Origin of the sequence: Streptomyces millisiae, from assembly GCF_031845425.1 — a bacterium.
Lineage (GTDB): Bacteria > Actinomycetota > Actinomycetes > Streptomycetales > Streptomycetaceae > Streptomyces > Streptomyces millisiae.
On the sequence record NZ_JAVREM010000034.1, the window covers coordinates 40,621 to 63,641 of the forward strand.

Annotated in this window: 23 protein-coding genes and 1 pseudogene; 11 read left to right on the forward strand and 13 right to left on the reverse strand. The window is 73.5% G+C overall.

What is annotated here, in order from left to right; translation table 11 throughout:
- Positions 1 to 92: 92 nt before the first annotated feature.
- From RNC47_RS22555 to RNC47_RS22580, 6 genes are all read right to left on the reverse strand, one after another.
- Positions 93 to 3,398, reverse strand: coding sequence for a S8 family peptidase (locus RNC47_RS22555; protein WP_311601323.1), 3,306 nt, complete (start codon positions 3,396 to 3,398; stop codon positions 93 to 95).
- Between the two features lie 694 nt (positions 3,399 to 4,092).
- A complete protein-coding gene (locus RNC47_RS22560; protein ID WP_311601324.1) occupies positions 4,093 to 5,088 on the reverse strand; it encodes an inorganic phosphate transporter in 996 nt (331 codons plus the stop codon).
- A gap of 7 nt (positions 5,089 to 5,095) precedes the next feature.
- Positions 5,096 to 5,716, reverse strand: a complete 621-nt coding sequence (locus tag RNC47_RS22565; RefSeq protein WP_311601325.1) for a DUF47 domain-containing protein — start codon at positions 5,714 to 5,716, stop codon at positions 5,096 to 5,098.
- Between the two features lie 92 nt (positions 5,717 to 5,808).
- The gene (locus RNC47_RS22570) at positions 5,809 to 6,153 is read right to left on the reverse strand and encodes a DUF2516 family protein (protein ID WP_311601326.1); all 345 of its coding nucleotides are present in this window, start codon (positions 6,151 to 6,153) and stop codon (positions 5,809 to 5,811) included.
- Between the two features lie 111 nt (positions 6,154 to 6,264).
- Positions 6,265 to 6,726, reverse strand: coding sequence for a hypothetical protein (locus RNC47_RS22575; RefSeq protein WP_311601327.1), 462 nt, complete (start codon positions 6,724 to 6,726; stop codon positions 6,265 to 6,267).
- On the reverse strand, positions 6,723 to 7,127 hold the full coding sequence (locus RNC47_RS22580; protein WP_311601328.1) for a helix-turn-helix domain-containing protein: 405 nt from the start codon (positions 7,125 to 7,127) through the stop codon (positions 6,723 to 6,725). The genes RNC47_RS22575 and RNC47_RS22580 overlap by 4 nt, the downstream gene beginning before the upstream one ends.
- A 242-nt stretch (positions 7,128 to 7,369) precedes the next feature.
- Between RNC47_RS22580 and RNC47_RS22585 the strand changes: the two genes are divergently transcribed.
- A complete protein-coding gene (locus RNC47_RS22585; RefSeq protein WP_311601330.1) occupies positions 7,370 to 7,894 on the forward strand; it encodes an AAA family ATPase in 525 nt (174 codons plus the stop codon).
- 7 nt (positions 7,895 to 7,901) lie between these two features.
- Here the strand turns inward: RNC47_RS22585 and RNC47_RS22590 are convergent, their stop codons facing one another.
- Positions 7,902 to 8,954, reverse strand: a complete 1,053-nt coding sequence (locus tag RNC47_RS22590; protein WP_311601331.1) for an NAD(P)-dependent alcohol dehydrogenase — start codon at positions 8,952 to 8,954, stop codon at positions 7,902 to 7,904.
- A gap of 94 nt (positions 8,955 to 9,048) precedes the next feature.
- On the opposite strand from RNC47_RS22590, the gene RNC47_RS22595 reads away from it, so the two are divergent.
- A complete protein-coding gene (locus RNC47_RS22595; protein WP_311601332.1) occupies positions 9,049 to 9,636 on the forward strand; it encodes a TetR family transcriptional regulator in 588 nt (195 codons plus the stop codon).
- 40 nt (positions 9,637 to 9,676) lie between these two features.
- Here RNC47_RS22595 and RNC47_RS22600 read toward each other — a convergent pair whose 3' ends face one another.
- A complete protein-coding gene (locus tag RNC47_RS22600) occupies positions 9,677 to 10,264 on the reverse strand; it encodes a TetR/AcrR family transcriptional regulator (protein ID WP_311601333.1) in 588 nt (195 codons plus the stop codon).
- A gap of 100 nt (positions 10,265 to 10,364) precedes the next feature.
- Between RNC47_RS22600 and RNC47_RS22605 the strand changes: the two genes are divergently transcribed.
- Positions 10,365 to 11,567, forward strand: a complete 1,203-nt coding sequence (locus RNC47_RS22605) for an MFS transporter (protein ID WP_311601334.1) — start codon at positions 10,365 to 10,367, stop codon at positions 11,565 to 11,567.
- Positions 11,568 to 11,598: 31 nt separating this feature from the next.
- On the opposite strand, the gene RNC47_RS22610 is transcribed toward RNC47_RS22605, so the two are convergent.
- On the reverse strand, positions 11,599 to 12,171 hold the full coding sequence (locus RNC47_RS22610; RefSeq protein WP_311601335.1) for a CGNR zinc finger domain-containing protein: 573 nt from the start codon (positions 12,169 to 12,171) through the stop codon (positions 11,599 to 11,601).
- A 138-nt stretch (positions 12,172 to 12,309) separates the two neighbouring features.
- On the opposite strand from RNC47_RS22610, the gene RNC47_RS22615 reads away from it, so the two are divergent.
- From RNC47_RS22615 to RNC47_RS22635, 5 genes are all read left to right on the forward strand, one after another.
- Entirely contained in the window at positions 12,310 to 13,560 is a 1,251-nt protein-coding gene (locus RNC47_RS22615; RefSeq protein ID WP_311601336.1) for an MFS transporter, read from the forward strand.
- 48 nt (positions 13,561 to 13,608) lie between these two features.
- Positions 13,609 to 14,193, forward strand: a complete 585-nt coding sequence (locus tag RNC47_RS22620) for a TetR/AcrR family transcriptional regulator (RefSeq protein ID WP_311601337.1) — start codon at positions 13,609 to 13,611, stop codon at positions 14,191 to 14,193.
- A gap of 8 nt (positions 14,194 to 14,201) precedes the next feature.
- Positions 14,202 to 15,395, forward strand: a complete 1,194-nt coding sequence (locus RNC47_RS22625) for a GDSL-type esterase/lipase family protein (RefSeq protein WP_311601338.1) — start codon at positions 14,202 to 14,204, stop codon at positions 15,393 to 15,395.
- Between the two features lie 72 nt (positions 15,396 to 15,467).
- Positions 15,468 to 17,351, forward strand: coding sequence for a phosphatase PAP2 family protein (locus RNC47_RS22630; RefSeq protein ID WP_311601339.1), 1,884 nt, complete (start codon positions 15,468 to 15,470; stop codon positions 17,349 to 17,351).
- Positions 17,348 to 18,124, forward strand: a complete 777-nt coding sequence (locus RNC47_RS22635) for a class I SAM-dependent methyltransferase (RefSeq protein WP_311601340.1) — start codon at positions 17,348 to 17,350, stop codon at positions 18,122 to 18,124. The genes RNC47_RS22630 and RNC47_RS22635 overlap by 4 nt, the downstream gene beginning before the upstream one ends.
- A gap of 47 nt (positions 18,125 to 18,171) precedes the next feature.
- Here RNC47_RS22635 and RNC47_RS22640 read toward each other — a convergent pair whose 3' ends face one another.
- On the reverse strand, positions 18,172 to 18,780 hold the full coding sequence (locus RNC47_RS22640) for a TetR/AcrR family transcriptional regulator (protein ID WP_311601341.1): 609 nt from the start codon (positions 18,778 to 18,780) through the stop codon (positions 18,172 to 18,174).
- Between the two features lie 79 nt (positions 18,781 to 18,859).
- Between RNC47_RS22640 and RNC47_RS22645 the strand changes: the two genes are divergently transcribed.
- Both RNC47_RS22645 and RNC47_RS22650 read left to right on the forward strand, forming a co-directional pair.
- Positions 18,860 to 19,024, forward strand: a complete 165-nt coding sequence (locus tag RNC47_RS22645) for a hypothetical protein (RefSeq protein ID WP_311601342.1) — start codon at positions 18,860 to 18,862, stop codon at positions 19,022 to 19,024.
- Positions 19,021 to 19,284: a DUF4190 domain-containing protein gene (locus tag RNC47_RS22650; protein ID WP_311601343.1), complete on the forward strand. Its 264-nt coding sequence runs from the start codon at positions 19,021 to 19,023 to the stop codon at positions 19,282 to 19,284. Before RNC47_RS22645 ends, RNC47_RS22650 begins: the two co-directional genes overlap by 4 nt.
- Positions 19,285 to 19,627: 343 nt before the next feature.
- Here RNC47_RS22650 and RNC47_RS22655 read toward each other — a convergent pair whose 3' ends face one another.
- Together RNC47_RS22655 and RNC47_RS22660 are read right to left on the reverse strand one after the other, a co-directional pair.
- Positions 19,628 to 20,158: a GNAT family N-acetyltransferase gene (locus tag RNC47_RS22655; RefSeq protein ID WP_311601344.1), complete on the reverse strand. Its 531-nt coding sequence runs from the start codon at positions 20,156 to 20,158 to the stop codon at positions 19,628 to 19,630.
- Positions 20,159 to 20,210: 52 nt separating this feature from the next.
- Positions 20,211 to 20,801 (reverse strand): TetR/AcrR family transcriptional regulator, encoded by a 591-nt coding sequence (locus RNC47_RS22660; protein WP_311601345.1) that lies wholly within the window; start codon positions 20,799 to 20,801, stop codon positions 20,211 to 20,213.
- Positions 20,802 to 20,914: 113 nt separating this feature from the next.
- Between RNC47_RS22660 and RNC47_RS22665 the strand changes: the two genes are divergently transcribed.
- Positions 20,915 to 22,492, forward strand: a complete 1,578-nt coding sequence (locus RNC47_RS22665; protein ID WP_311601347.1) for an MDR family MFS transporter — start codon at positions 20,915 to 20,917, stop codon at positions 22,490 to 22,492.
- A gap of 397 nt (positions 22,493 to 22,889) precedes the next feature.
- Here the strand turns inward: RNC47_RS22665 and RNC47_RS22670 are convergent.
- Positions 22,890 to 23,021, reverse strand: a pseudogene (locus RNC47_RS22670) (IS481 family transposase); the annotation flags it as partial.

Consider the following 23,021-nt stretch of genomic DNA (forward strand, 5'->3'; position numbering starts at 1 on the left):
TCAGCCGGCTGAGCCGGCGGCTGAGCCGCGCGCCCGGCTGGTGGGTCGGTGCCCACCGCCGTCCGCAGTCAGTCGCCGAACCGGCGGAGCCGTTACGTCGTGCGGTAGGCGTCGATGATGGTCTGGGTGGTGGTGTTGCCCTGGGCGTCGACGGCGACGGCGTGGAAGGAGACAGTGCCGCCGGCCTCGGGGTTGGTGACGGTCAGCGTGCCGTCCTCGACCGGGGTCTCGGTCCAGGTCTCGCCGCCGTCGTAGGAGACGGAGACGGTCAGCGACTCCAGGTTGCCGTCCGCGGCGCTGCCCTGCAGAGCGACCGGCACCTGGACGGTCTCACCGGCGGGGCCGGTGCTGTCCAGCGCCAGCTCCGGGGTGTAGCGGACGGCGGTGGCCGGAACGTCGATGATGTCCTCCTCGCCGCCGGGCGCCGCGGTGAACGTGTAGGAGGCGGTGACCTCCGTGCTCACGTTGCCCCCGGTCTCGCTCCGGCTGGCGGTGGTGACCAGCTCGTACTCGGCCTCGCCCGGCGGCAGCTCGAAGCTCACCCAGTCCACGTAGTTGCCGTCCTCGGTGGCGTACTCCTCGCCGTTCCGGTAGAGCGTGGTGGAGGCGGAGTCGAAGACGCTGTCGCCGGTGTGGCTGGCGCCGTCGGCGAACGGGTTGACGATGCCGAGCAGCGTGCTGCCCCAGAGGAACAGGCCCTGGCCCTCGTTGATCGCGGGACCGAAGACGCCCACGTTGAACGTCGTCTCGTAGCTCTCGCCCGGCTCGTAGGTCTCGAAGTCGCTCCAGTGGTCCGTCTCGAGGTTGCCCTCCGCGTCGAACTGGATGAACTCCTGGAACCAGGCGCCGGCCGCCGCCTGCACGTACACCTCGGTGGTGGTCGGGATCGACCGTGAGATGGCGCTGCCGGCGCCACCGGCGTCGGACGAGGTGACCAGGACACCCTCACGGTCGGGCAGCGAGGCGCCCTGGCGGGTGGTGATCCGGGCGAGCTCGTAGGCGCTGACCCGCTTGCGCAGGCCGGTGTAGAAGGAGCCCTCCCTGGTGTCCAGCAGGTGGTACTCGCGGTCGTCGTTCACCAGGTCCGAGCTGGCGCTCGAAGAGAGCTCCCAGTCGTCCGGCACGTCCCCGACCTGCGCGGTGTGCAGGCCGCCCGACAGACCGCCGAAGCCCATCCCGACGCCGAAGCCGGCGTCCTCGGTGAGCAGGTCGAAGCTGGCGCCGACGCCGACCTCCTCGGCCGAGTAGTCCGGGCCGGTCAGCGAGATGCGGCGGGCGTCCGCCGCGTCGACGGTGAGGGTGGTGTCCTCGGTCAGCTCGAGCGACGGCTGCACCAGCCAGTCGGCGGCCGTCAGCTCGCCCGAGTCGGGCTCGAAGTAGTAGACGGTGGTGTCCAGCTGGTAGCGGCCCGCGGGCAGCCGCGTCGAGGCCGAGCCCTCCTCACCGGGGACGAGGTAGGCGCCCTCGGAGAAGTCGTCCAGGCCCTGGACGTAGGTCTCCCACGCCTCGGCCGGCTGGCCGGAGCGGTCGCTGACCTCGATGGTCAGGTCGAACTTCTCCTCCTCGCGGAGGACGGAGCCCGAGGTGCGCACGGTCTGGTCGCCGCCGGTGGCCGTGACCCACAGCGAGTAGGTGCCGAACTGGTCGCCCGCCGCGGTGCTCGCGGTGACCGGCACGGTGGCGGTGGCGCCGGCCGGGACGGTGACCTGGTCGGCGCCGAGGGTGAAGACGCCCTCGGGGGCCGGGCTGCCGTCGGGGGCCAGACCCTCGGCGGTCAGGTCGAGGGTGACGTCCGCGTCGCCGAGGTTGCGGTAGGTCAGCTCGCGGGTGATCGGCTCGGCGTCATCATGCGGGAACGGCACCACGCCGAACGTCAACGACGGGGTCTCCGCGACGACGCTCTGCGCCAGGGCGGCCGGCACGTCGACGCGCCCGGTGCCCTGCTGGAGCGGGGAGTAGCCGTCGGCACGCTGGGTGGAGGCGGTGAGCGCGGCCTTGAGCTGCTCGCCGGTCCAGTCCGGGTGCGCCTGGGCGAGGATCGCGGCCGCGCCCGCGACGTGCGGCGTTGCCATGGATGTGCCGGAGATCGCCACATAGCCGTCGGCGACCGGCGTGCCCTCCTGGGCGATGACGCTGCCCGGGGCGGCCGCCGCGCCGATGTCCACCCCGGGACCGGTCAGGTCGGGCTTGACGGCGGCGTCCCGCAGCCGGCCGCCCACCGAGGAGAAGTCGGCGAGCTGGTCCTGCTTGTCGACCGCGCCCACCGTCAGGGCCGACTCGGCGGTGCCCGGGGTGCCGATGGAGTTCTCGGACGGGCCGTCGTTGCCGGCCGCGATCACGAACAGCGTGTCCGACTGCGCGGAGAGGGCGTCGACCGCCTCCTCCAGCGGGTCCACCTCCTCGGTGGCCCAGCCGCCGAGGGACATGTTGACGATGTCGGCGCCCTGCTCGACGGCCCACTCCATGCCGGCGATGATCCCGGAGTCCCAGCCGGAGCCGCTGTCGTCGAGCACCTTGCCGTCGAGCAGCCGCGCGCCGGGCGCGACGCCGGTGTAGGTGCCGCCGGAGTGGGCGCCGGTGCCGGCGGCGATCGAGGCGACGTGCGTGCCGTGCCCGAAGTGGTCCTCGGTGTCGGCCGACTCGGAGAAGTTCTGCTCGGCGACGACCTGCGGGGTGACGTCCTCGTGGTCGTCGGAGATGCCGGTGTCCAGGACGGCGATGGTGACGCCCTCACCGTCGTAGCCGGCCTCCCAGGCGTCCGGCGCGCCGATCTGCGGGACGCTGGTGTCGAGCGACGCCTGGACCAGGCCGTCCAGCGCGATGGACTCGATCTCGGGCGCGGCCGCCAGCGTCACCTCGCCTTCGGCCGGCGTGGTCAGCTCGTTCCACAGCCCGGCGAGCTCGTTCTCGGCGACGACCAGCGCCTCGCCGTTGACGGCCTCCAGCGTGGTGGCCGCCTCGTCCTGGGCGCTGAGCAGGTCCGCCTGCCGCTCGCCCGCGTAGGTGACGATCACGCCGAGCCCGTCCCGCTGCCGGTACTGCTCCCGGCTCAGCTCCGTGACGTTGAAAAGCCGACGGTCCAGTGTCCCGTCGGCTATCAACTGCTGGACGTCGGCCGGTATGACATGGGTGGCGCCGTCGATCTCCATCACCCGGACCGGGACGTCCTCCCGGCCCTCGGCGCGGATCAGACCGGTGACGGCGCCGTCGGCGCCGAGCACGACCTGGTCACCCGTGATCAGTGCGATCGGCCCGCGGCCCTGACCTTGTTCGGCGCGGCCGAACGTGTCACCGGCCGGCCCGTCGGCCGCGGTGGCTAACCCCCCGGTCAGGGTCGCGACGACCGCCGCGCACGCCACGACCACCGTCGCGCGCGAGCGCTGTGTGCGCTTTCTCAACTTGCCCCCTCAGTAGGCGAGTTCGGGGTCGAAAGTGACCCCAAGTGATAAGAGGCGCTGAGGGGGTGACCACGCTGCGTCGGAAAGGGTGGAGAGTTCGCGAGTTTTCCGTGTGCGGGTTGCCTGCCGGCGACCGAGCCGTGTGCGGGTTGCTTGGCCGGTGGTTGAGACTATCGGCCGGCCCTGGCCGGTGCCGTTGCTTGGCTGTGCGGTGGGTGGCCGGCCGTGGCGAAGGCCGGTGGCTCGCCTGTACCGGGCGGGCCGGCTGCCGGGTGTGCTGGCCCAGGGCGGCCGGCTGCGGTGGGTCGCCTGTACGGGGGTGGACCGCCGGGTCGCGGGCCGGCCGGATGCTGGTCCGGATGGCCCGGGCCTGCGGTGGCGGACCGCCGGTCCTGCGGCCGGCCGGGCGCCTGGCGGCACCGGCGGCTGGGCGTGGTGGATCCGGTGGTTCCGCTGTGCGGGTGCCGCGCTTGCGGGCCGGGCCGGGCGCGTGGCGGCGCCGGTCCTGCGGCCGGCCGGCTGCCTGGTGGCGCCAGCCTGGGGCGGCTGGCCGGGCTGGGGCAGCTGGTCCGGGCGGCCCGGGCCCGCGGCGGCGCCGGGTCGTGGGTGGTGGCCGGCCCGGACCCGCGGCCCTCACCCGGCCGGTGTCTCGTCGGGGCGGAGGTGCCTTCGGGGCCATACCCCCGCCAGGGGGCTAGCGGAGGAGGGCGGTCAGCCAGTACGTCACCGCGGCCACCGCGGCGGCGGCCGGCATGGTGATGAACCAGCCGGCCACGATGTTCTGCGCCACCCGCCACCGGACGGCGCTGACCCGGCGGGTGGCGCCCACGCCCATGATCGCCGAGGTGATGACGTGGGTCGTCGAGATCGGCGCGTTGAAGATGTAGGAGGCCGAGTAGAGCACGGAGGCCGCCGTCGTCTCGGCGGCGAAGCCGCGCGGTGGGTCGAGTTCGATGATGCCCCGGCCGAGGGTGCGCATGATCCGCCAGCCGCCGGCGTACGTGCCGAGCGACAGCATGCCGGCGCAGGCCAGCTTCACCCACACCGGGATGGCGTCCGACTCGTCCTGCACGTCCGCGATCACCAGCGCGAGGACCACCACGCCCATCGTCTTCTGCGCGTCCTGCAGGCCGTGGCCGAGGGCCATGCCGGCCGCCGAGACCGTCTGCGCCATGCGGAAGCCGCGCTGCGCCCGGCGTGGGTTGGCCCGGCGGAACAGCCACAGGATGCCGACCATCACCAGGTAGCCGAGCACGAGGCCGATCAGCGGCGAGACGAACATCGGGATGACGATCTTGGTGAGCACCCCGTCCCAGTGCACGGCGGACGCGGCGGCGAGCGCGGCGCCGATCATGCCGCCGAACAGCGCGTTCGAGGAGGACGACGGGAGCCCGAAGTACCAGGTGATCATGTTCCACACGATCGCCCCGAGCAGTGCGGCGAAGAGGATGGCCATCCCGTCGTCGCCGCTGGGCGTCTCGATGATGCCCTCGCTGACGGTCTTGGCCACGCCGCTGCCGAGGAAGGCGCCGGCCAGGTTCATCAGGGCGGCCATGCCGAGCGCCACCCGGGGGGTCAGGGCCCGGGTCGAGATGGAGGTGGCGATGGCGTTCGCCGAGTCGTGGAAGCCGTTGGTGTAGGTGAAGAACAGCGCGGTGGCGATGACGACTATCAGGCCGAGGGTGTCCACGGTGGGTTCAGGACTCCTTGACCACGATGGTCTCCACCGTGTTGGCGACGGTCTCGAAGGCGTCGGCCGCCTCTTCGAGCACGTCCACGACCTGCTTGAGCTTCATCACCTCTATGGCCTCGTACGTGCCGTTGAAGAGGTGGGCGAGCAGCTTGCGGTGGATCCGGTCGGCCTGGTTCTCGAGGCGGTTGACCTCGATCCAGTACTCGCTGAGCTGCTCCATGGTGCGCAGCCTCGGCATCGCCTCGGCGGTGAGCTCGGCGGCCCGGCAGAGCACCTCGATCTGCTGGTCGACACCCTTGGGCAGCTCGTCGATCTCGTAGAGGACGACCAGGTCGACGGCCTCCTCCATGAAGTCCATGATGTCGTCCAGGGTGGAGGCGAGCCGGTAGATGTCCTCCCGGTCGAAGGGTGTGATGAACGACGAGTTCAGCCGGTGGAAGATGGCGTGCGTCGCGTCGTCGCCGGCGTGCTCGGCGGCACGCATCCGCTCGGCGATCTCCACGCGCGTAGCGGCGTCGGACCCCAGCAGCTCCATGAGCAGCTTCGAGCCGCTGAGCACGTTGTCGGCGGCCGTGGCGAACAGTTCGTAGAAACTGGTCTCCCTGGGGGTCAGGCGAAATCGCACTGGGGTTCCTCTGACGTTCATCGGCGGGTGTCCCCGGTGATGCTAGAGGCAGAATCAGGCCAGGGCCATGTGTGGGGGTGCGGGGTGGTCTGTCACCGGTTGCCGTTGTACGGGCCGTAGGGCCCGTCGCTGCTGCTCCAGCCGCCGCCGCTGTTGCCCCGGCCGCGGCCGGTGACCGCCTGGAGCGCCGGGCGCACGTCCACGAGGTAGACGATGGTGGCCACGGTGCCGGCGAGGACCAGCAGCATCATGGGGAGGACCAGCTGCACGGCGACGGTGATGCCGAGGATGATCAGCCAGAACGGCTTGGTCTGCTTGTCCGCCGCCCGGTAGGCGTCCTCCCGCTGCAGCGCGGCGTGCACCAGCGCGAAGATGCTGAGCAGCAGCAGCCCGAGGAAGACGAAGCTGATCAGTGAGCTGAAGCCTGACAGGAGCATGCTGTCCACCACCAATTGGTCAACGCGAGGGTCACATCCACGGTACTGGCCCGACCCCCCGCCCGGTAATGGTCGCGTTCACCTGTCGGGACCGGGCGGGGGGAGCGGGGATCAGGAGCGCGGCGGCGTCTTCTTCGCGGTCGTCTTGCGCGCCGTGCTCTTGCGCGGCTTCGGCGCCTCGTCCTGGGCGGCGGCCTCGGCCTCGGCGGCGGCCGGCTCCGGCTCGCGCACCGGCTCGGCCTCGGCGGCGGCCGCCCGCTCCACGACCACCACCGGCTCCTCGCCGGACTCGGCGCGGCGCCGCTCGACGACGGAGCGGCCGCGCTCGGCGAGGCCGTCGTACGTCTCGCGGGCCTTCACGGCGTACTCGAGGGCGAGGCCGACGCCCTGCATGGCCACCTGCTGGGCCTGCTCGCGCAGCTTCGGCAGTCGCTCGGGCGCCTGCTCGCGCAGCCGCTCGAAGGTGGCCGGCAGCTCGCGCAGCTTCTGCGCGGCGAGGTCGGCGGTGCCGGCGGCCACGTAGACGGGGGTGGACTCGGTCAGGGTCTTCCGGAGGTCGTCCGTGATGGTCATCGAGGGTTCTCCCTGTGGTGCGTGTGTTCCTGCTGGTGCTCCCGGCGGAACGAGTCGTAGATCTGGAGCAGCGCCTGCTTCTGCTGCTCGGTGAGGTGCGGGTCGGCCCGCACCGCGTCCGGCACGCCGCCGACGGTGGCGGCCCGCTCGCCGTCCGCGCCGGCCTCGGCGCGCTCGTCGAGAATGCCGGCCTGGACGTACAGCGTCTCGGCGGAGATCCGCAGCCCCTTGGCGATCTGCTGCAGGATCTCGGCGCTCGGCTTGCGCAGCCCGCGCTCGATCTGGCTCAGGTACGGGTTGGACACCCCGGCCGCGTCGGCCAGCTGCCGCAGCGACAGCCGCGCCTGGCGGCGCTGCTCCCGCAGGAACTCGCCGAGATTGCCGACGCCGAGTGAAGCCATGTCGCCCAGCGTGCCGCACTCTGCTAACTATTGCAAGCGCCCTGCTTGCGGCAGTAATCGGCTAGGTCCTGTCCGGGCGATCTTCGAGGATCAGCCCGCGTCGTCAGATGCGGTGCATCGCAAGGCGCCGGATCGCAGCTCATACTTGGCCGTATTCGCGCGATTCGGTAACGCAGCGAGGTGCCGTAGCTGGCGGCGCGGGCCCGAAGAAGATCGCCCGGACAGGGCCTAGCGTCGGGTCGGTGATCGTATGGCTCAACGGCACCCATGGCGCGGGCAAGACGACGACCAGCGCGCTCGTGCAGCGGCTGCTCCCGGACTCCCGGGTGTTCAACGCCGAGAAGGTCGGCGAGACGCTCATGGACATCACGCCGGGGCTGTCCACGACGGACAACTTCCAGCACTGGCCGCCGTGGCGGCCACTCGTGGTGGAGACTGCCCGCCACGTCCTGGACTACACCGGCGGCACCCTGGTGATGCCCATGACCGTCCTGGTCGAGGAGTACTGGCGCGAGATCAGCGCGGGACTCGCCCGGCACGCCATCCCGGTCCGGCACTTCGTCCTCCATGCCGACCAGGACACCCTCCGCGCGCGCATCGCGGGCGACACCGTGCTCGGCCCCGACTCCCCGTTCCGCCTCCAGTACCTCGAGCCCTACGCCGAGGCGGCCCGCACCTGGCTGCACCGCGAGGCCGAGGTCGTCGACACCACGCACCTCACGCCGGCTGAGGCGGCCCGGGTGATCGCGGAGGCCGTCACGTCCTGAGGCGGGCTCAGTCGAGGTCGGACAGGTCGAGCACGAAGCGGTAGCGGACGTCGTTGCGCCGGAGGCGGTCGAGGGCCTCGTTCACCCGCGCCGAGGGGAGCGGCTCGATGTCGGCGGTGATGCCGTGCTCGGCGCAGAAGTCCAGCATGGCGGCGGTCGCGGGCCGGCCGCCGCTGCCCGCGGAGCTCAGCCTCTTGCGTCCCACGAGCAGGTCCATGGTCTCCACGGTGACGGGTCCCAGGTGCCCGAGGTGGCTGAGGGTCCCGTCCACGGCGACCAGGCGCAGGTAGGGGCCGAGGTCGTGCGGGGCGGAGATGGTGTCGATGACGACGTCGAACCGGTCGCGGGCGGCGGCCAGTTGCTCCGGGTCCGTGGCGACGACGAGCCCGCGGGCGCCGAGCCGGCGGGCGTCGTCGGCCTTGTCGGGTGAGCGGCTGACGACCCAGGTCTCGGCGCCGAGCGCCACGGCGAACCTGACCGCGAGGTGGCCGAGGCCGCCGAGGCCCGCCACCGCGACGCGGGTCCCGGGGCCGGCGCCGAGGGCGCGCAGCGGCTCCCAGACGGTGATCCCGGCGCAGAGCAGGGGAGCGGCGGCGGCCGGATCAAGACCTGCGGGCAGGTGGTACGCGAAGCGGTCGCGGACGACGTACTCGCGGGAGTAGCCGCCCAGCGTGACCGACCCGTCGTGCCGGTCGACGCCGTCGTAGGTCAGGGTCGGGAAGGCGTGGCAGAAGTTCTCCTGGCCGGCCCGGCACATGGCGCACTCGCCGCACGAGTCGACGATGTTGCCCACCGCGACCCGGTCCCCGACGGTGAAGCCGGTGACCGCGGGTCCGGTCTCGGTCACCACGCCCGTGAACTCGTGCCCCGGGACCAGGGGCCGGCCGCCGTCGCCGTCGCCGTCGCCCCGGGCGCTGATGGCGTGCAGGTCGGAGTGGCAGACGCCGCAGTAGTCCACCCGGACCGCGAGGTCGTCGGGGCGCAGGTCGCGCCGCTCCAGGGGCGTCCGCCGCAGTGTCGACGACGGACCTTCCAGCTGCCAGCCGACGGTGCTGCGCATGACGCCTCCTGTAGACAGACTGTTCGGTCTGTTTCAGCGTAGGCGGGCGCGGCCCGGCAGGCAAACCAACCGTTCTGTTCGCTACCGTGGGGGCATGCCCGATCAGCCCGTCACCTCGCGCGGGGCCGCGACGTACCAGCGCATCATCGACGTGGCGACCCGGGAGTTCGCCGAGCACGGGATCGCCGGCGCCCGCGTCGAGCGGATCGTGGCCGCGGCGCGCACCAACAAGGCGCAGCTCTACGCGTACTTCGGCAGCAAGGAGGGGCTCTTCGACGCGATCTTCTTCGGCTCGCTGGAGCGGATCGTGAACGTCGTCCCGATCGACGCCGCCGACCTCGCGGACTGGGCCGTCCGCCTCTACGACGAGTACCTCCGCCGCCCCGACCTCATCCGGCTGGCCACCTGGGTGCGGCTGGAGCGCCGCCCGGCCGGCCATCTGGTGGACGACCGCGACCGGCTCGACGACCCCAAGCTGAACGCCATCGCCGAGGCCCAGGCCGCGGGCCTGGTGCGGCAGGGGGACCCGTTCGACGTGATGGCGATGGTGATCGCGATGTCCATGGCCTGGTCGCCGGTCAGCAACGTCTACGCGGCCACCGCGCAGGAGCCCCCGGAGCTCCACGAGCGGCGGCGCGCCCTGCTCCGCGAGAGCGTCCGCCGCGCCATGACGCCCGCCTGAGGCTCACCCTCCGGGCGCACCGCGCCGGCGCGGTGCCCGGTCAGGCGCCGAGCGCCCGGAGCGCGGTGTCGACGGTGGTGGTCAGACGGTCGAGGTCGTGGCCGGCGCGCTCCCGGACCCGGAGGCCGAGCACCGTGGTGAACAGCAGCTCCACGGCGGCGTCGACGTCGAGCGTGGCGGGGAGTTCGCCCCGGTCCCGGCCCTCGTGCAGCAGTGAGCGCAGTGCCGCGCGGGTCACCTCGAAGGCGGCCTCGGTCCGCCGGCTGACCTCGGGGTCGGTGGTGCCGAGCTCGGTGGCCGTGTTGACCACGAGGCAGCCCCGGGCCGCCCCGTCGTCCGTGGGGCAGGTGACCAGCCACAGCAGCCAGTCCCGCAGCGCGTCCCGGCTCGGGCGGTCGCCGGCGCCCAGCCGCTCCTCGGCCTGGGTGGACTCGGTGGCCCGGTAGTGGTCGAGCGCGCGTAGGAACAGCGTGTGTTTGTCCTTGAAGGTCCGGTACATGCTGCTGGGCGTGAGTTCGAGCTCCTCGCCCAGGTCGCGCACCGAGGTGGCGTGGTAGCCGCGGCGCCAGAACAGGTCGGTGGCCCTGGCGACCACGTCCTGCTCGTCGAACTGTCGGGGGCGTGCCATGGGGTCACCCTACCCAACTTGTGGAGCGATCGTTCCCATACTAGGGTCCGCCGAGTATGGGAGCGATCGCTCCCGAAAGGCGAGGCCCGAGGAGGCATCGGTGACGAGCACGGAAGAGGCCGCGGTCCCGGCGGCTGGCGAGCGGGAGCCACGGCGGAGCCGCTGGCCGGCGGTCACCGCGGTGGCCCTGGGAACGTTCCTGCTGGTGACGGCCGAGCAACTGCCGATCGGCCTGCTGACCTCCGTGGGGTCGGCGCTCTCGGTGTCCGAGGGGACGGCCGGACTGATGGTGACCGTGCCCAGCCTGGTCGCCGCGGTCTCGGCGCCCCTGGTCCCGGTGCTCGTCGGCGGCCTCGACCGACGGCTCCTGCTGCTGGGGCTGATGGGCCTCATGACCCTGGCCAACGTGGCCTCGGCGCTGGCGCCGAACTTCGCCGTGCTGGTGGCGTCCCGGGTGCTGGTCGGGGTGGCGATCGGCGGATTCTGGGCCATCGCCAGCGGCCTGGCCGTCCGGCTGGTGAGCCCCGATGACGTGCCGCGGGCCACCGCGATCGTCTTCGGCGGCGTCGGGGCGGCGAACGTGTTCGGCGTCCCGATCGGCACCCTGGTCGGCGAGTTCGCCGGCTGGCGGGTCGCCTTCGTGACGCTCAGCGCCCTGGCGCTCGTCGTGCTGCTCGCCCTGCTGGCCGTGCTGCCGCCGTTGGCCGCCACCCGGCCCGTCCGGCCGCGGCTGCTGGCCGAACAGTTCCGCAACCCCGGGGTCCGCTCCGGCATCCTCGCGACGCTGCTCCTGGTGACCGGCCACTTCTCGGCCTACACCTTTGTGAGCCCGGTGCTCCAGGAGCTGTCCGGGATCGACGAACGGCTCGTCGGCCCACTGCTCTTCGGGTTCGGCCTGGCGGGCATGGTGGGCAACTTCGTCGCCGGTGCCGCGCTGGCGCGCGCCCCGCACCGGACCGTGCTGGTCATCGCCGTGGCGCTGGCGGCCGCCATGCCGCTCCACGTGCTGCTCGGCCGGGGGCCGGTCGGTGGCGTCGTGCTGCTGGTCGCCTGGGGCCTGGCGTTCGGCGGTGTGTCGGTGGGGCTCCAGACCTGGATGATCAGGACCGCGCCCCGGGCCGTGGAGGCGGCCTCCGCCCTGTGGGTGGCGGTGTTCAACCTGTCGATCGGCCTCGGCGCGCTGGCCGGTGGCCTCGTCGTCGACGCGCTCTCCCTCGGGGGCGTGCTGTGGCTCGGCGGCGCCTGTGCCCTGGCGGCGGCGTTCGCCGTCCGGGGCGCTCGCGGTGCGGAGGGCCTGCGGTGACGAGGCGCGTGGGCCGGGCCGGGCCGGGGCCTCAGTCGGCGGCGGGCTCCTCGTGGCCGGCCGCGCGGCGCTGTCGGGCGGCGTAGCTGCGGGACTTGTTGCGGTTGCCGCACACCCGCATCGAGCACCAGCGGCGGCTGCGGTTCTTCGAGACGTCCCAGAACGCCCAGCCGCAGCTGTGCTCCGCGCAGCGCTTGAGGCGGGCGGCCTCGCCGGTGGCCACCAGCTCGCTCCAGGCGATCGCCAGCGCGACCAGCGGTTCGCGCTCCGGTGGCAGCCCGGGCGCGGGCGTCAGCCGGCCGCGTGCCGTGACGAGCACCGGGTGCTCGGCCAGCGCGCGGTCGGCGGCGGCGAGCAGCGCCGGGTCCGGGATGTCGCCGACGTGGGCGCCCAACTCCTCGCGGATGCCGGCGCGCAGGGCCAGGTAGGCCGCGTGCGCCTCGGGCGTGATCCCCGCGGCCGCCTCCTCCGGGGCGAGCAGGCCCCGGCCGCGCAGCCAGGCGGCCAGCCCGTCCGGGGTGGCGACTTCGTCGCTCGCCGCCTCCACGTCGACGGTGTTGGCGAACGCCTCGACCAGTACGGCCGAGGCCGGCGGCTCCAGCATCGCGGTGCACCTCCTGCGGTTCCCGTCGCCACTCTACCGGCTAAGCGTTTTGCTGGTTGTCGGTGGCGTCCTGGTGTGCCAGAGTGCTCCTCACCGATAAAGGCGTTAGACGGTTAGGGGGCGGTCGTGCTCACGAAGGTGGATCGGCGAACGCGGATCGAGGGGGTCGCCGGCCCACCGGACCCGCGCCGCCGCAACACGGCCGTCCTGGTCGGCTTCACCGCCGCGACCAACCTCGCCGACGGCGTGCTGAAGACGGCCCTCCCGCTGCTCGCCGCCCAGCTCACCGAGTCGCCCGCCCAGGTCACCGCCGTGTCGCTGACCCTCACGCTGCCCTGGCTGCTCCTCGCCCTGCACATCGGCGTCCTCGTCGACCGCTTCGACCGGCGGCTGCTGCTGTGGGCCGCCAACGGGATGCGGCTGGCGGCGATGGGCGCCCTCACCGCCTCCGCCGTCGCCGACGGCCTCACGCTCGGCCGGCTGCTGGCCGCCGGGGCGGTCCTCGGGGTCGCCGACGTGCTGGCCGCCACCGCCGCCTCCGCGCTGGTCCCGGCCGCCGTGCCGGCCGCCGGCCGGGAGCGCGCCAACGCCTGGATGGTGGGGGCCGAGACCGTGGGGCAGGAGTTCGCCGGTCCCTTCGTGGGCGGGCTGCTGCTGGCCGCCGGCACCAGCCTCGCCCTCGGGGCCACGGGCCTCGCGTACGCCGTCGCCGCCCTCTCCCTGCTGCTGCTCGCCGGGCGCTTCCGCGCCGCGGTGCCCGCCGGGGGCGCGCGCCCCGGCTCGGTCAACGGTCGCCTCGTCGAGGGGCTGCGGCTCCTCTGGCGGGACCGGGTGCTGCGCACGCTCTCGCTGCTCGTCGCCGTGCTCTCCGCCGGCTGGGGCGGCTGGCTGGCGCTCATGCCGCTCCACGCCCAGCAGGTCATGGGGGTCGGGCCTGAGCGGTACGGCGTCGTGCTCAGCGCCCTCGGCGTGGGCGGGCTCGCCGGCGCGCTCGTCGTGACCCGGGTGAACCGGCTGCTCGGCGTCCGCTGGGCGATGTTCGCCGACCTCGTCGGAACCGCCGCGATGATGGCGCTGCCCGCCCTGACCGGCAGCGTCTGGGCGGTGGCGGTCGGCGCCTTCCTCGGCGGCGCGGGCGGCACGCTCTGGTCGGTCAACGCCCGCACCATCGCCCAGCGGGCCGTCCCCGACGAGCTGCTCGGCCGCTACAACTCGGCGGCCCGGCTCTTCAGCTTCGGCGCCATGCCGCTCGGCGCGGCCCTGATGGGCCTGCTCGCCGAGGCGGTCGGCACCCGGCCCGCCTTCGCCGTGTTCGCGGTGGCCACGGCGGCGACGCTGGTGCCGTACCTGCGGAACGTCACCGCGGCCGCCCTTCGGCCCCTTGCCTAAAGTCTTTAGGTAAGTCCATAATCGATTTAGGTTGAGGGGAGGAGCGATATGGCGCGGGTAGGGCTCACCGGTGAGCGGCTGGCGCGGGCCGGGGCGGAGCTGGCCGACGAGGTCGGGTTCGACCAGGTGACCGTCTCCGCGCTGGCCCGGCGGTTCGACGTCAAGGTCGCCAGCCTCTACTCGCACGTCAAGAGCTCCCGGGACCTCAGGGTCAGGATCGCGCTGCTCGCACTCGACGAGCTCGCCGACCGGGCCGCCGAGGCCCTCGCCGGGCGGTCGGGCAAGGACGCGCTGGCGGCGTTCGCCAACGTCTACCGCGACTACGCCCGGGAGCACCCGGGCCGCTACGCGGCCGCCAGGCTCCGGCTCGAACCGGCCGAGGCGGCCGCCAGCGCGGGACCCAGGCACGCCCGGATGATGCGGGCGATCCTCCGCGGCTACCGGTTGCCCGAGCCGGAGCAGACGCACGCCGTCCGGATGCTCGGCAGCGTCTTCCACGGCTACGTCAGCCTGGAGCTCGCCGGCGGCTTCAGCCACAGCGCGCCGGACCCGGGGGAGAGCTGGTCCCGGATCCTGGACGCCCTCGACGCCACCCTGCGGAACTGGCCCGCCACCCCACCCACGGACGACTGACGATCGATATGAACGACACGGCACCCCTCGCCACCCGCACCACCCCCATCACCGCCGAGCTGCTGCGCGGCGCCCTCGACCTGGAGCGGACCGGGCGCGGCCTGCTGCCGCACCGGCTGCCCGCCGGGGCCCGCGCGCGGTGCGCCGACGGCCAGCTCGCGATGGCCGAGTCCCAACCCTCGGGCGTGCGGCTGGTGTTCACCACCCGCGCCACCACCGTCGAGCTGGACACGCTGCCCACCAGGCGGGTCTACCCCGGCGCCCCGCCCCGCCCGGACGGCGTCTACGAGCTGCTGGTCGACGGCGAGCCGGCCGGGCGGGCCACCGCCGCCGGCGGGGACGTGTTCACCGTCGACCTGGCCACCGGGGCCGCCACGAGAGAGCGGGGGCCGGTGGCCACCCTCCGCTTCGCCGGCCTGCCGGACCGCGTCAAGGACGTCGAGATCTGGCTGCCGCACAACGAGACCACCGAGCTCGTGGCACTGCGCACCGACGCCCCCGTGGAGCCGACACCGGCGCGCGGGCGGCCCGTGTGGGTGCACCACGGCAGCTCCATCAGCCAGGGCTCGGACGCCGCGAGCCCCACCACCACCTGGCCGGCGATCGCCGCCGCGCGCGGCGGCGTGGAGCTGGTCAACCTCGGCTTCGGCGGCGGCGCCCTGCTCGACCCCTTCACGGCCCGGGCGATCCGGGACACCCCGGCCGACCTGATCAGCGTCAAGATCGGCATCAACGTCGTCAACGCCGACCTGATGCGGCTGCGCGCCTTCGGCCCCGCCGTCCACGGCTTCCTCGACACCATCCGCGAGGGCCACCCCGACACGCCGCTGCTGGTCGTCTCGCCCATCCACTGCCCGATCCACGAGGAGACCCCGGGCCCCTGCGCCTTCGACCTCGACGCGCTCGCCGCCGGCCAGGTGCGGTTCGTGGCCACCGGCGACCCCGCCGAGCGCGCCGCGGGGAAGCTGACGCTCGGCGTCATCAGGGACGAGCTGGCCGGGATCGTGGAGCGGCGCGCGGCCGAGGACCCGCGGCTGCACCACCTCGACGGCCGGGAGCTGTACGGCGCGGCCGACTTCGCCGAACTGCCGCTGCCCGACGGGCTCCACCCGGACGCCGCCACCCACCGCCGCATCGGCGAGCGCTTCGCCGAGCGGGTGTTCGCCGGCCGGAGTGCGCCGTTCGCCCCTGCGGCCGGGTAGTCAAGCGGTAGCTTTCCGTCATCGGATTGTTCATCCCGCCGACACCGGCGGGCCATGGCACAGGGGTGGCGGGTGACCGAGAGCAGCAACGCACGGCAGCGGTGGCGGGGCCGGCTGGTCCCCGGCCTGTGGTGGGCGGCGGCGGGCGCGGCGACGGCCTGGCGCGTCGCGGCCCTGGCCGCCGACCAACGGGCGGACTCCGTCGGCGAGTCGGTCGGCACCCTCGTCCTGCTCCTCGTCTTCGGGCTGCTGGTGGCGCGCGCCCTGCCGTTCACCGGGCGGTGGGTGGCGCCGGCGGTGCTGTCGCTGCTCGCCGCCGCGCGCCCGCTGTGGGAGGCGTGGGACGGCGGCGTCCCTGGGCCGCTGCCCGTCGTGGCGGTGCTGGCCGGCTGGCTCTGGGGCGGCCGGCGCGGCGGCGTGCTGATCGGCCTCGGCGCCGTGTGCCAGCCGGCGCTGCTGTTGTTCGGCGCGCTGCTGTGGCTGACCGGGCGGCGCGGCGCGGCCCGGGCCGCCGGGGCCGCGTTCCTCGTCGGCGGCGCGCTCTCGCTGGCGGCCGGCGCGGGCGCCCCCTGGGCCTTCGACCCCGACGACCTCGCGGCCGAGGCCCTCGCCAACCAGTCGCTGCACGGCGCGTTGCTCCGCCTCGGGGCGCACGGGCCGGCCGAGGTGGCGCTCCTGCTGCCGCTCGCCGGCGCCGTCTGCGTCCTCGCGCTGCGCCGCGCGGCCCGTTTCGCGCGCGACGACCAGCCGTTGCTCGCCGCCGCCGTGCTGGGCTGCGCCGGGCTCGCCGTCACGCCGGCCCCCTGGGCGTTCGGTCAGCTGTGGCTGGTCGCGGCGCTCGCCGGCCGGGTCGGGCGGCGCACCGCCGACCGCCCGGTGTGGCCGGTGCTGCTGGTGCTCGCGCTGGTCCTGGACGGCGGCGCGCTGGTGCCGAAGCTGGCCTGGCTGGCCCCGGTCGGCGAGAACGTGCCGCTGCTCGCCGCCCTCGCGGCGGCCTGCCTCGTCCGCTTCCTGCCGCGCACCTCGCCACGGTGGGAGCGGCCGGTGCGGGCCGGCGAGGCCGGCCGGCCCAACCTGCTGCTCGAACTGCTGCTGATCCGCGTCGGCTACTTCTGCTACTCCTGGGTGCGTTCCCAGGCCAGGGGCGACCGGGCGGCGGCCGAGGCGCACGGCCACCAGATCCTCGGCCTCGAACGCGCGCTCCGGGCCGACGTCGAGCACGGGCTCAACCACGCGGTGGCGGGCGTGGGTTGGCTGGCCGACGCGATGGACTTCGCCTACGCCACCTTCCACTTCGCGGTGCCGCTGACCATCCTCGGCTGGCTGCTGGTCCGGCACCCCGCCGCCTACCGGGCCGGCCGCCGGGCGCTCGCGTTCACCACGCTGCTCGGCCTCGTCGGCTTCTGGCTCTACCCGCTCGCCCCGCCCCGGCTGATGCCGGGCCTCGGCTACCTCGACACGGCCAACGGCGTGCAGGACCTGGACGACCCGCGCTACGGCCACCTCACCGGCATCACCAACCCGTACGCGGCCATGCCGTCGCTGCACGTGGGCTGGTCCCTGTGGTGCGCGGTGATGCTGTGGCGGCACGCCCCGTACCGCTGGCTGCGGGTCGCCGGCTTCGCCTACCCGCTGCTGACCACGGTCGTCATCATGGCCACCGCCAACCACTACCTGCTGGACGCGGTCGGCGGCGTGCTGGTGGTGGCCGGCGGGCTCGCCGCCTCCGGCCTGGGCGGCCGGGTCGTCCGGCGTCGGCACGCCCTCCAGGTCGGAGCGGAGCCGGCGGTGGTCGGGGGCGCGCCGGCAGCGCCCGCCGGGCCGGACCGGCCTTGGCACGCCGGACGGGAACCGGCGCCCGGCGAGCCGACCGGCGAGTCGCGGGATCCCGCCCCTCATCCGGCAGCCGATCGGAGTCGCGACCCCGATCGCGACGGGGCTAAATTTGTTCCATGACTGAACAAATAGGGGACGGCAGCGCGGGGGACGCGGACTACGGGGCGATCGGCACGGGCTACGCCGGCTACCGGCGGCCGGACCCCCGCATCGCGGCCGCCATCGAGCGGGCCCTCGGCGACGCCGTGACCGTCGTCAACGTCGGCGCGGGCACCGGCTCCTACGAGTCCACGGACCGGCGGGTCACGCCCGTCGAGCCGTCGCGCACGATGCGGGACCAGCGGCCCGCGCACCTCGCGCCGGCCGTGGCCGCCACCGCCGAGGAACTGCCGTTCCCCGACGGCGCGTTCGACGCCGCGATGACCACCTTCAGCGTGCACCAGTGGAGCGACCTGGCGGCCGGGCTGCGGGAGCTGCGGCGGGTGACGCGCGGTCCGGTGGCCGTGCTGACCTGCGACCCGGCGCTGGTGCGCGACTTCTGGCTGTACGCGTACGCGCCCGCCGTCCTGGACGCCGAGGCGCGGCGCTACCCGGCGCCGCGCCGGATCGCCGAACTCCTCGGCGGGCGGGCCACGGTGGAGCCGGTCCCGATCCCGCTGGACTGCGTCGACGGCTTCAACGAGGCGTACTACGGCCGCCCGGAACGCCTCCTCGAACCGGGCGCCCGGCAGGCCTGCTCGGCCTGGTCCTTCGTCGAGCCGGCCCTGGCCGAGGAGTACGTGGCGCGGCTGCGGCACGACCTCGAAACCGGGCGCTGGGACGAGCGGTTCGGCGCGCTGCGGCGGCAACCGACGTACGACGGCTCGCTGGTGCTGGTCCGCGCCGTGCGGTGACGCTCCGCGGGGCGGCCGGCCGTGCTCGCCGTGGCGTGGGTCGCCGCTCAGGCCCCGGAGCCGGCGGCCGTGCCGAGACCGTGCCAGAGCACGGCCAGCATCCGGTCCGCGGCGGCCTCGGCGGTCAGCTCCGGGTGGCTCTCCTGCCAGAGGGCGAGGCGCTCGCCGGCGCCGATGACGATCTGGGCGTGGGCGGCGGCCGCCGCCGGGTCGGCGGACAGGCCGCTGCCGTGCAGGAAGTCGGCGATCACGTCGGCCTGTTGGGCGCGCAGCGCCTCGACCTCGCGGCCAGCCTCGCCGGACAGCAGCGCGGACTCGCGGTTCAGCGCCGACCAGCTGGCCCGGTGGTCGTCGATGAAGCGGAAGAACGCGAGCAGCGCGGCGCGCAGCGCCGCGCGCGGCTCGGTGTGGCCGGCCATCGACCGGGCGGTGGCGTCGAGGAGTTCGGCGCGGGCGCGGGCCAGGAGGGTGAGCAGCAGCCGCTCCTTGGAGGCGAAGTGGTCGTAGATCACCGGCTTGGACACCCCGGCGCGCTCGGCCAACTCGTCCATGGTGGCGAGCGCGTAGCCGCGCTCGGTGAACAACTGCTCGGCGAGGGCGAGGATCTGCGCCGCGCGCTCGGCGCGCGGCATACGCGTGCGCTGTCCCCTGGTCACCGGGTGACCCTACCGCCGGTAGCCTACTCGCGGTACCCTACTAGCGGTAGGTTACCGCGAGTAGGTTGGAGGGTGCGCGATGCTCTTCCTCGTCGTGGCGGTGGCGGTCTTCGGCGTCATGCTGGGCACCGCCGCGCACATCCCGCCCACCGCGTCGCTCGTCGCGGGGGTGGTGATCGGCGGTTGGCTGGTGGTGCTGGCGGTCCGCGAGCGGCGCCGCGCCGGGGCGGAGGCGCGGCGATGAGCGCCCGGGCGGCGGCGCGGGACGTCGAGACCACCGACTCGATGGCCCTGTGGTCGTTCGTCTCCGGCCTCGTCGGCCTGTTGGTGTTCAACCTCGTGCTCGGCCCGCTGGCACTGGTGCTCGCGACGCTGGCGCTGACCGGCGGCACGGGGCGGCGCGGCCGCGCGGCCGCCGGCCTGGCCCTCGGCGTCGCCGACCTGACCCTGCTGGCCGCGCTCGTCGCCAACGACGCGACGATCTCCTGGCACCTCGCCGCCTGAGCCGGCCCGCCCACGGAGCGCCGCCGACCCAGGCGGGTGCGCCGTTCAGGCGCGGAGGCCCCGCGCCTTGACGGCGGCGAGGAACGAAGTCCAGCCGGTGGCCTGGACGATGAGGGCCGTTCGACGAACTCCGGGCCGTCGGGGCCGAGTAACCGGACGCGCCGCTCTGTGTGACTGTGTTATCCGCGAGGTGCTTGGGAGAACCAAGCACCTCGCGGAGAGGCCCCGCGGTTGGTCGTGCTCGAAGAACCAGGCCGTGTGGACCACGTGACATCCCTGGGCCGGCCGGCACGGCCGGGGCCGGGTGCCGTGGGCGCTCACGGACGAGCCGGGTGTCGCTCGATCACCCGAGGTGAGGCCACTCGTCCTCGAGGACGCTGAACATGTCGGAGTCCCGCCACCCGTCCCGGATCAGGGCGGTGTGGCGGAGCCGCCCTTCCCTTGTCATGCCGAGCTTGCTCAGCACTCGGGACGACGCGACGTTCCGCGGATCACAGGTCGCGTAGATGCGGTGCAGCCTCAAGGCCTCGAACCCGTGCCGGAGAAGTGCTGTCCCGATCGCCGTGCCCACACCCGCTCCCCACGCTTCCGGGTGTACGACGTAGGAGATCTCGCCCTGACGTTGCGCGGAGCTGCGGATGCACAGCTCTCCCATGCCCACCACGGCACCCGCTCGGTGCGCTGTGAAGGCGAACCTCCGCTGGGGCACGCGGGTCCACGCCTCGACCGCCGCGCGCACGAAAGCGCGTGTCTCCTCCTCGGTGTTGGGCCCCCAGGTCTGGAACCGGCAGGTCTCGGGGAGGCGGGCCCACGCATGCACGTCACGCCAGTCGGCGATCTCGATCCTGCGCAGCGACACCGGGTCCCGCTTCATGAGCCGATCCTACGGACAGCGCGAGGGGGCGCGCCGGCGCGCGGCGGGTGGGTCAGGCCGTCGTGAGGGTGTGGGCCGAGGTGATCAGTTCCTCGGCGATCTCCAGCGCCGCCGCGAGCCGCTCGTCGAGCGTGGTGTCGGGGCCGTCGAAGGCGCCGAGGGCGAAGACCGCGGCGTGCAGGCTCATGAAGGCGGTGGTGGCCCGGAGGCGGGCCGGGAGCGGGGCGTCCTCGGGGACCAGCAGGCCGAGCAGGTGGCCCATGCGCTCCTTGAGGGCGTCGCGGATGGTGAGGTCGCGCAGGGTGGCCTGGTTCTCGTGCATGAAGCGGAAGAGCGGCTGCGCGGCGGCCAGGTTCGCGCCGTAGCGGCGCAGCACCTCGCGCTTGGTCGCCAGCGTGGGTGGCTGCCCCTGCGCCCAGCTGACCAGCTCGTCGACGGGCCTGGTCAGGTCCTCGAAGATGCTGCTGATGATGTCTTCCTTGGTCTTGAAGTGGTAGTAGAGCGCGGCCTTGGTGACATCGAGACGCTCGGCGATCTCGCGCAGCGAGGTCTTCTCGTAGCCCTGTTCGGCGAACAGCTCCAGGGCGACCTCCTGGATGCGCTGTCGGGTGTCGGACCGACGTGCAGGGCGCGTGCCGCTCATCCTCGTGCTCCCACTTTACTCATTACTTACTTGACGGCCGGCAAGTAGCCGCTCTACCGTCTCCAGGGTACTCAACTTGCCGGGCGGCAAGTAAGGGAGAAGGGGAAGTCATCGTGTCCCAGGAACGGGCCGAAGACCAGGGGCAGGTCGAGGGGGCGGCGCAGCGCAACCTGACGCCGGTCGTCCTGGCCCTGGTGATCGCGATCATGCTCGCGATGCTGGACAACATGATCATCGGCACCGCGATGCCCACCATCGTGGGCGAGCTCGGCGGCACCGAGCATCTGTCCTGGGTGGTCACGGCCTACACGCTGGCCACGGCCGCCGCCACGCCGATCTGGGGCAAGATCGGCGACATGTACGGCAGGAAGGGCTCCTTCCTGACCTCCATCGTCATCTTCCTCGCCGGCTCGGCGCTCTCCGGACTCGCCCAGGACATGGTCCAGCTGATCGCCTTCCGGGCCGTACAGGGCCTGGGCGCGGGCGGGTTGCTCGTCGGCGTGATGGCGATCATCGGAGACCTGGTGCCGCCCCGCGAACGCGGCCGCTACCAGGGCATGATGGCCGGCGTGATGGCGCTGGCGATGATCGGCGGCCCCTCGCTCGGCGGCCTGATCACCGACCACCTCGGCTGGCGCTGGACCTTCTACATCAACCTGCCGCTCGGCGGCGCGGTCCTGGTCATGCTGGCGCTGGTGCTGCACCTGCCCAAGCGGCGCTCCCCGCACCGCATCGACTACCTCGGCGCCGCGCTGCTCGTGGTCGGCATCACCTCGATCGTGCTCGTCACCACCTGGGGCGGCACCGAGTACGACTGGGGCTCCGCGCAGATCGTCGGCCTCGCCGTCCTCGGCGCGCTCTCGCTGGTCACCTTCGTCTGGTCGCAGACGAGGGTCGCCGAGCCGATAATGCCACTGCACATCTTCCACAGCCGCAACTTCACGCTGATGGCGGCGATCGGCTTCCTCGTCGGCTTCGTGATGTTCGGCGCCACGCTCTACCTGCCGCTGTTCCAGCAGGCCGTGCAGGGCGCCTCGGCCACCAACTCCGGGCTCCAGCTCCTCCCGATGCTGCTGTCGATGATGGCGGTGTCCATGATCGCCGGCCGCGCCACCACGAAGACCGGCCGCTACCGGATGTTCCCGATCGCCGGTGGCGCGCTGATGGTGGTCGGGCTGCTGCTGCTCTCCACGATGGACACCGGCACCAGCCGGCTGGCCTCGGGCCTCTTCATGGCGGTGCTCGGCGCCGGCATGGGCTTCCTGATGCAGACCACGATGCTGGTCGCGCAGAACAGCGTGGAGCTGAAGGACATGGGCGTGGCCTCCTCCACCTCCACCCTCTTCCGCACCGTGGGCAGCTCGTTCGGCGTCGCCATCATGGGTGCGCTGTTCACCTCCCGGATGAACGACGAGATGGCCGCCAGCGGGGCGGCGGGCGGCGGCGCCGACCTGGGATCGGCGGCGCTGGACGGAGCGAGCCTGGCCGCGCTGCCCGACCAGGTGCGCGAGGTGTACGAGCACGCGGTGGCCTCCGGCACCCAGCTCGCCTTCCTGGTCGGCGGGCTGATCGCGGTGGCGGCGTTCGCGCTGGCGCTGTTCGTCGAGGAGGTCCCACTGCGCGGCGGCCCGGGCGACGGCCCGACCGACGCACACGCCGACGAGGACCGGCCGGTCGCCGAGCCGGTCTGACGGGCCGGCCTGCCGGCCTACCGGTCCGAAGGGGCCGGTGGTACTGACGGCCTGGGCTGGGTGGTTGGCTAGCCGGCCCGCCGGTGCGGAGGCCCGGTGGCACTGACCACGCGGCCGGCGTGTCGGCCTGTCGGTGCGGAGGGCTGGTGGTACTGACCGCCCGCGCCGGGCGGTCGGCCCGAGCCGTCAATTCCGGAGGCTTGACCTCTGCGCTTCGGCCTCCGCGCTTTGATCCTCGGCGCCCCGGCTTCCGGGGCCTGCGGCCCCGGGCCCCAGGCGCTGGAGCGCGAGCCGCCGGGCCCCGGGACCGGTCCCGGGGCCTGGACCCTGGACCCGGGTCCCGGAAACCCCCGGGGCTTCCGGACCTGGCGGCCTTGCTGCTTCCCGGCCTCGCGGCCTAGCTGTATTGACTCGCGGCGTTGTTAACGCGGGTGATCGGGGGTTGGCCTTCGAGTGCGGTGTGGCAGCGATGGTAGTTGTAGGTGTGGAGGTAGTCGTTGAGGGCGGCGGTTCGTTCGCTGTTGCTGCC

Coding starts and splice junctions, on each gene's coding strand:
- RNC47_RS22655 (WP_311601344.1), bottom strand. CDS start 20,158: ATGAAGCGGGACCCGGTGTCGCTGCGCAGGATCGAGATCGCCGACTGG.
- RNC47_RS22620 (WP_311601337.1), top strand. CDS start 13,609: ATGGCGCGGGTAGGGCTCACCGGTGAGCGGCTGGCGCGGGCCGGGGCG.
- RNC47_RS22610 (WP_311601335.1), bottom strand. CDS start 12,171: ATGCTGGAGCCGCCGGCCTCGGCCGTACTGGTCGAGGCGTTCGCCAAC.
- RNC47_RS22570 (WP_311601326.1), bottom strand. CDS start 6,153: ATGCTCCTGTCAGGCTTCAGCTCACTGATCAGCTTCGTCTTCCTCGGG.
- RNC47_RS22580 (WP_311601328.1), bottom strand. CDS start 7,127: ATGGCTTCACTCGGCGTCGGCAATCTCGGCGAGTTCCTGCGGGAGCAG.
- RNC47_RS22660 (WP_311601345.1), bottom strand. CDS start 20,801: ATGAGCGGCACGCGCCCTGCACGTCGGTCCGACACCCGACAGCGCATC.
- RNC47_RS22600 (WP_311601333.1), bottom strand. CDS start 10,264: ATGGCACGCCCCCGACAGTTCGACGAGCAGGACGTGGTCGCCAGGGCC.
- RNC47_RS22645 (WP_311601342.1), top strand. CDS start 18,860: ATGCTCTTCCTCGTCGTGGCGGTGGCGGTCTTCGGCGTCATGCTGGGC.
- RNC47_RS22650 (WP_311601343.1), top strand. CDS start 19,021: ATGAGCGCCCGGGCGGCGGCGCGGGACGTCGAGACCACCGACTCGATG.
- RNC47_RS22595 (WP_311601332.1), top strand. CDS start 9,049: ATGCCCGATCAGCCCGTCACCTCGCGCGGGGCCGCGACGTACCAGCGC.
- RNC47_RS22590 (WP_311601331.1), bottom strand. CDS start 8,954: ATGCGCAGCACCGTCGGCTGGCAGCTGGAAGGTCCGTCGTCGACACTG.
- RNC47_RS22625 (WP_311601338.1), top strand. CDS start 14,202: ATGAACGACACGGCACCCCTCGCCACCCGCACCACCCCCATCACCGCC.
- RNC47_RS22635 (WP_311601340.1), top strand. CDS start 17,348: ATGACTGAACAAATAGGGGACGGCAGCGCGGGGGACGCGGACTACGGG.
- RNC47_RS22575 (WP_311601327.1), bottom strand. CDS start 6,726: ATGACCATCACGGACGACCTCCGGAAGACCCTGACCGAGTCCACCCCC.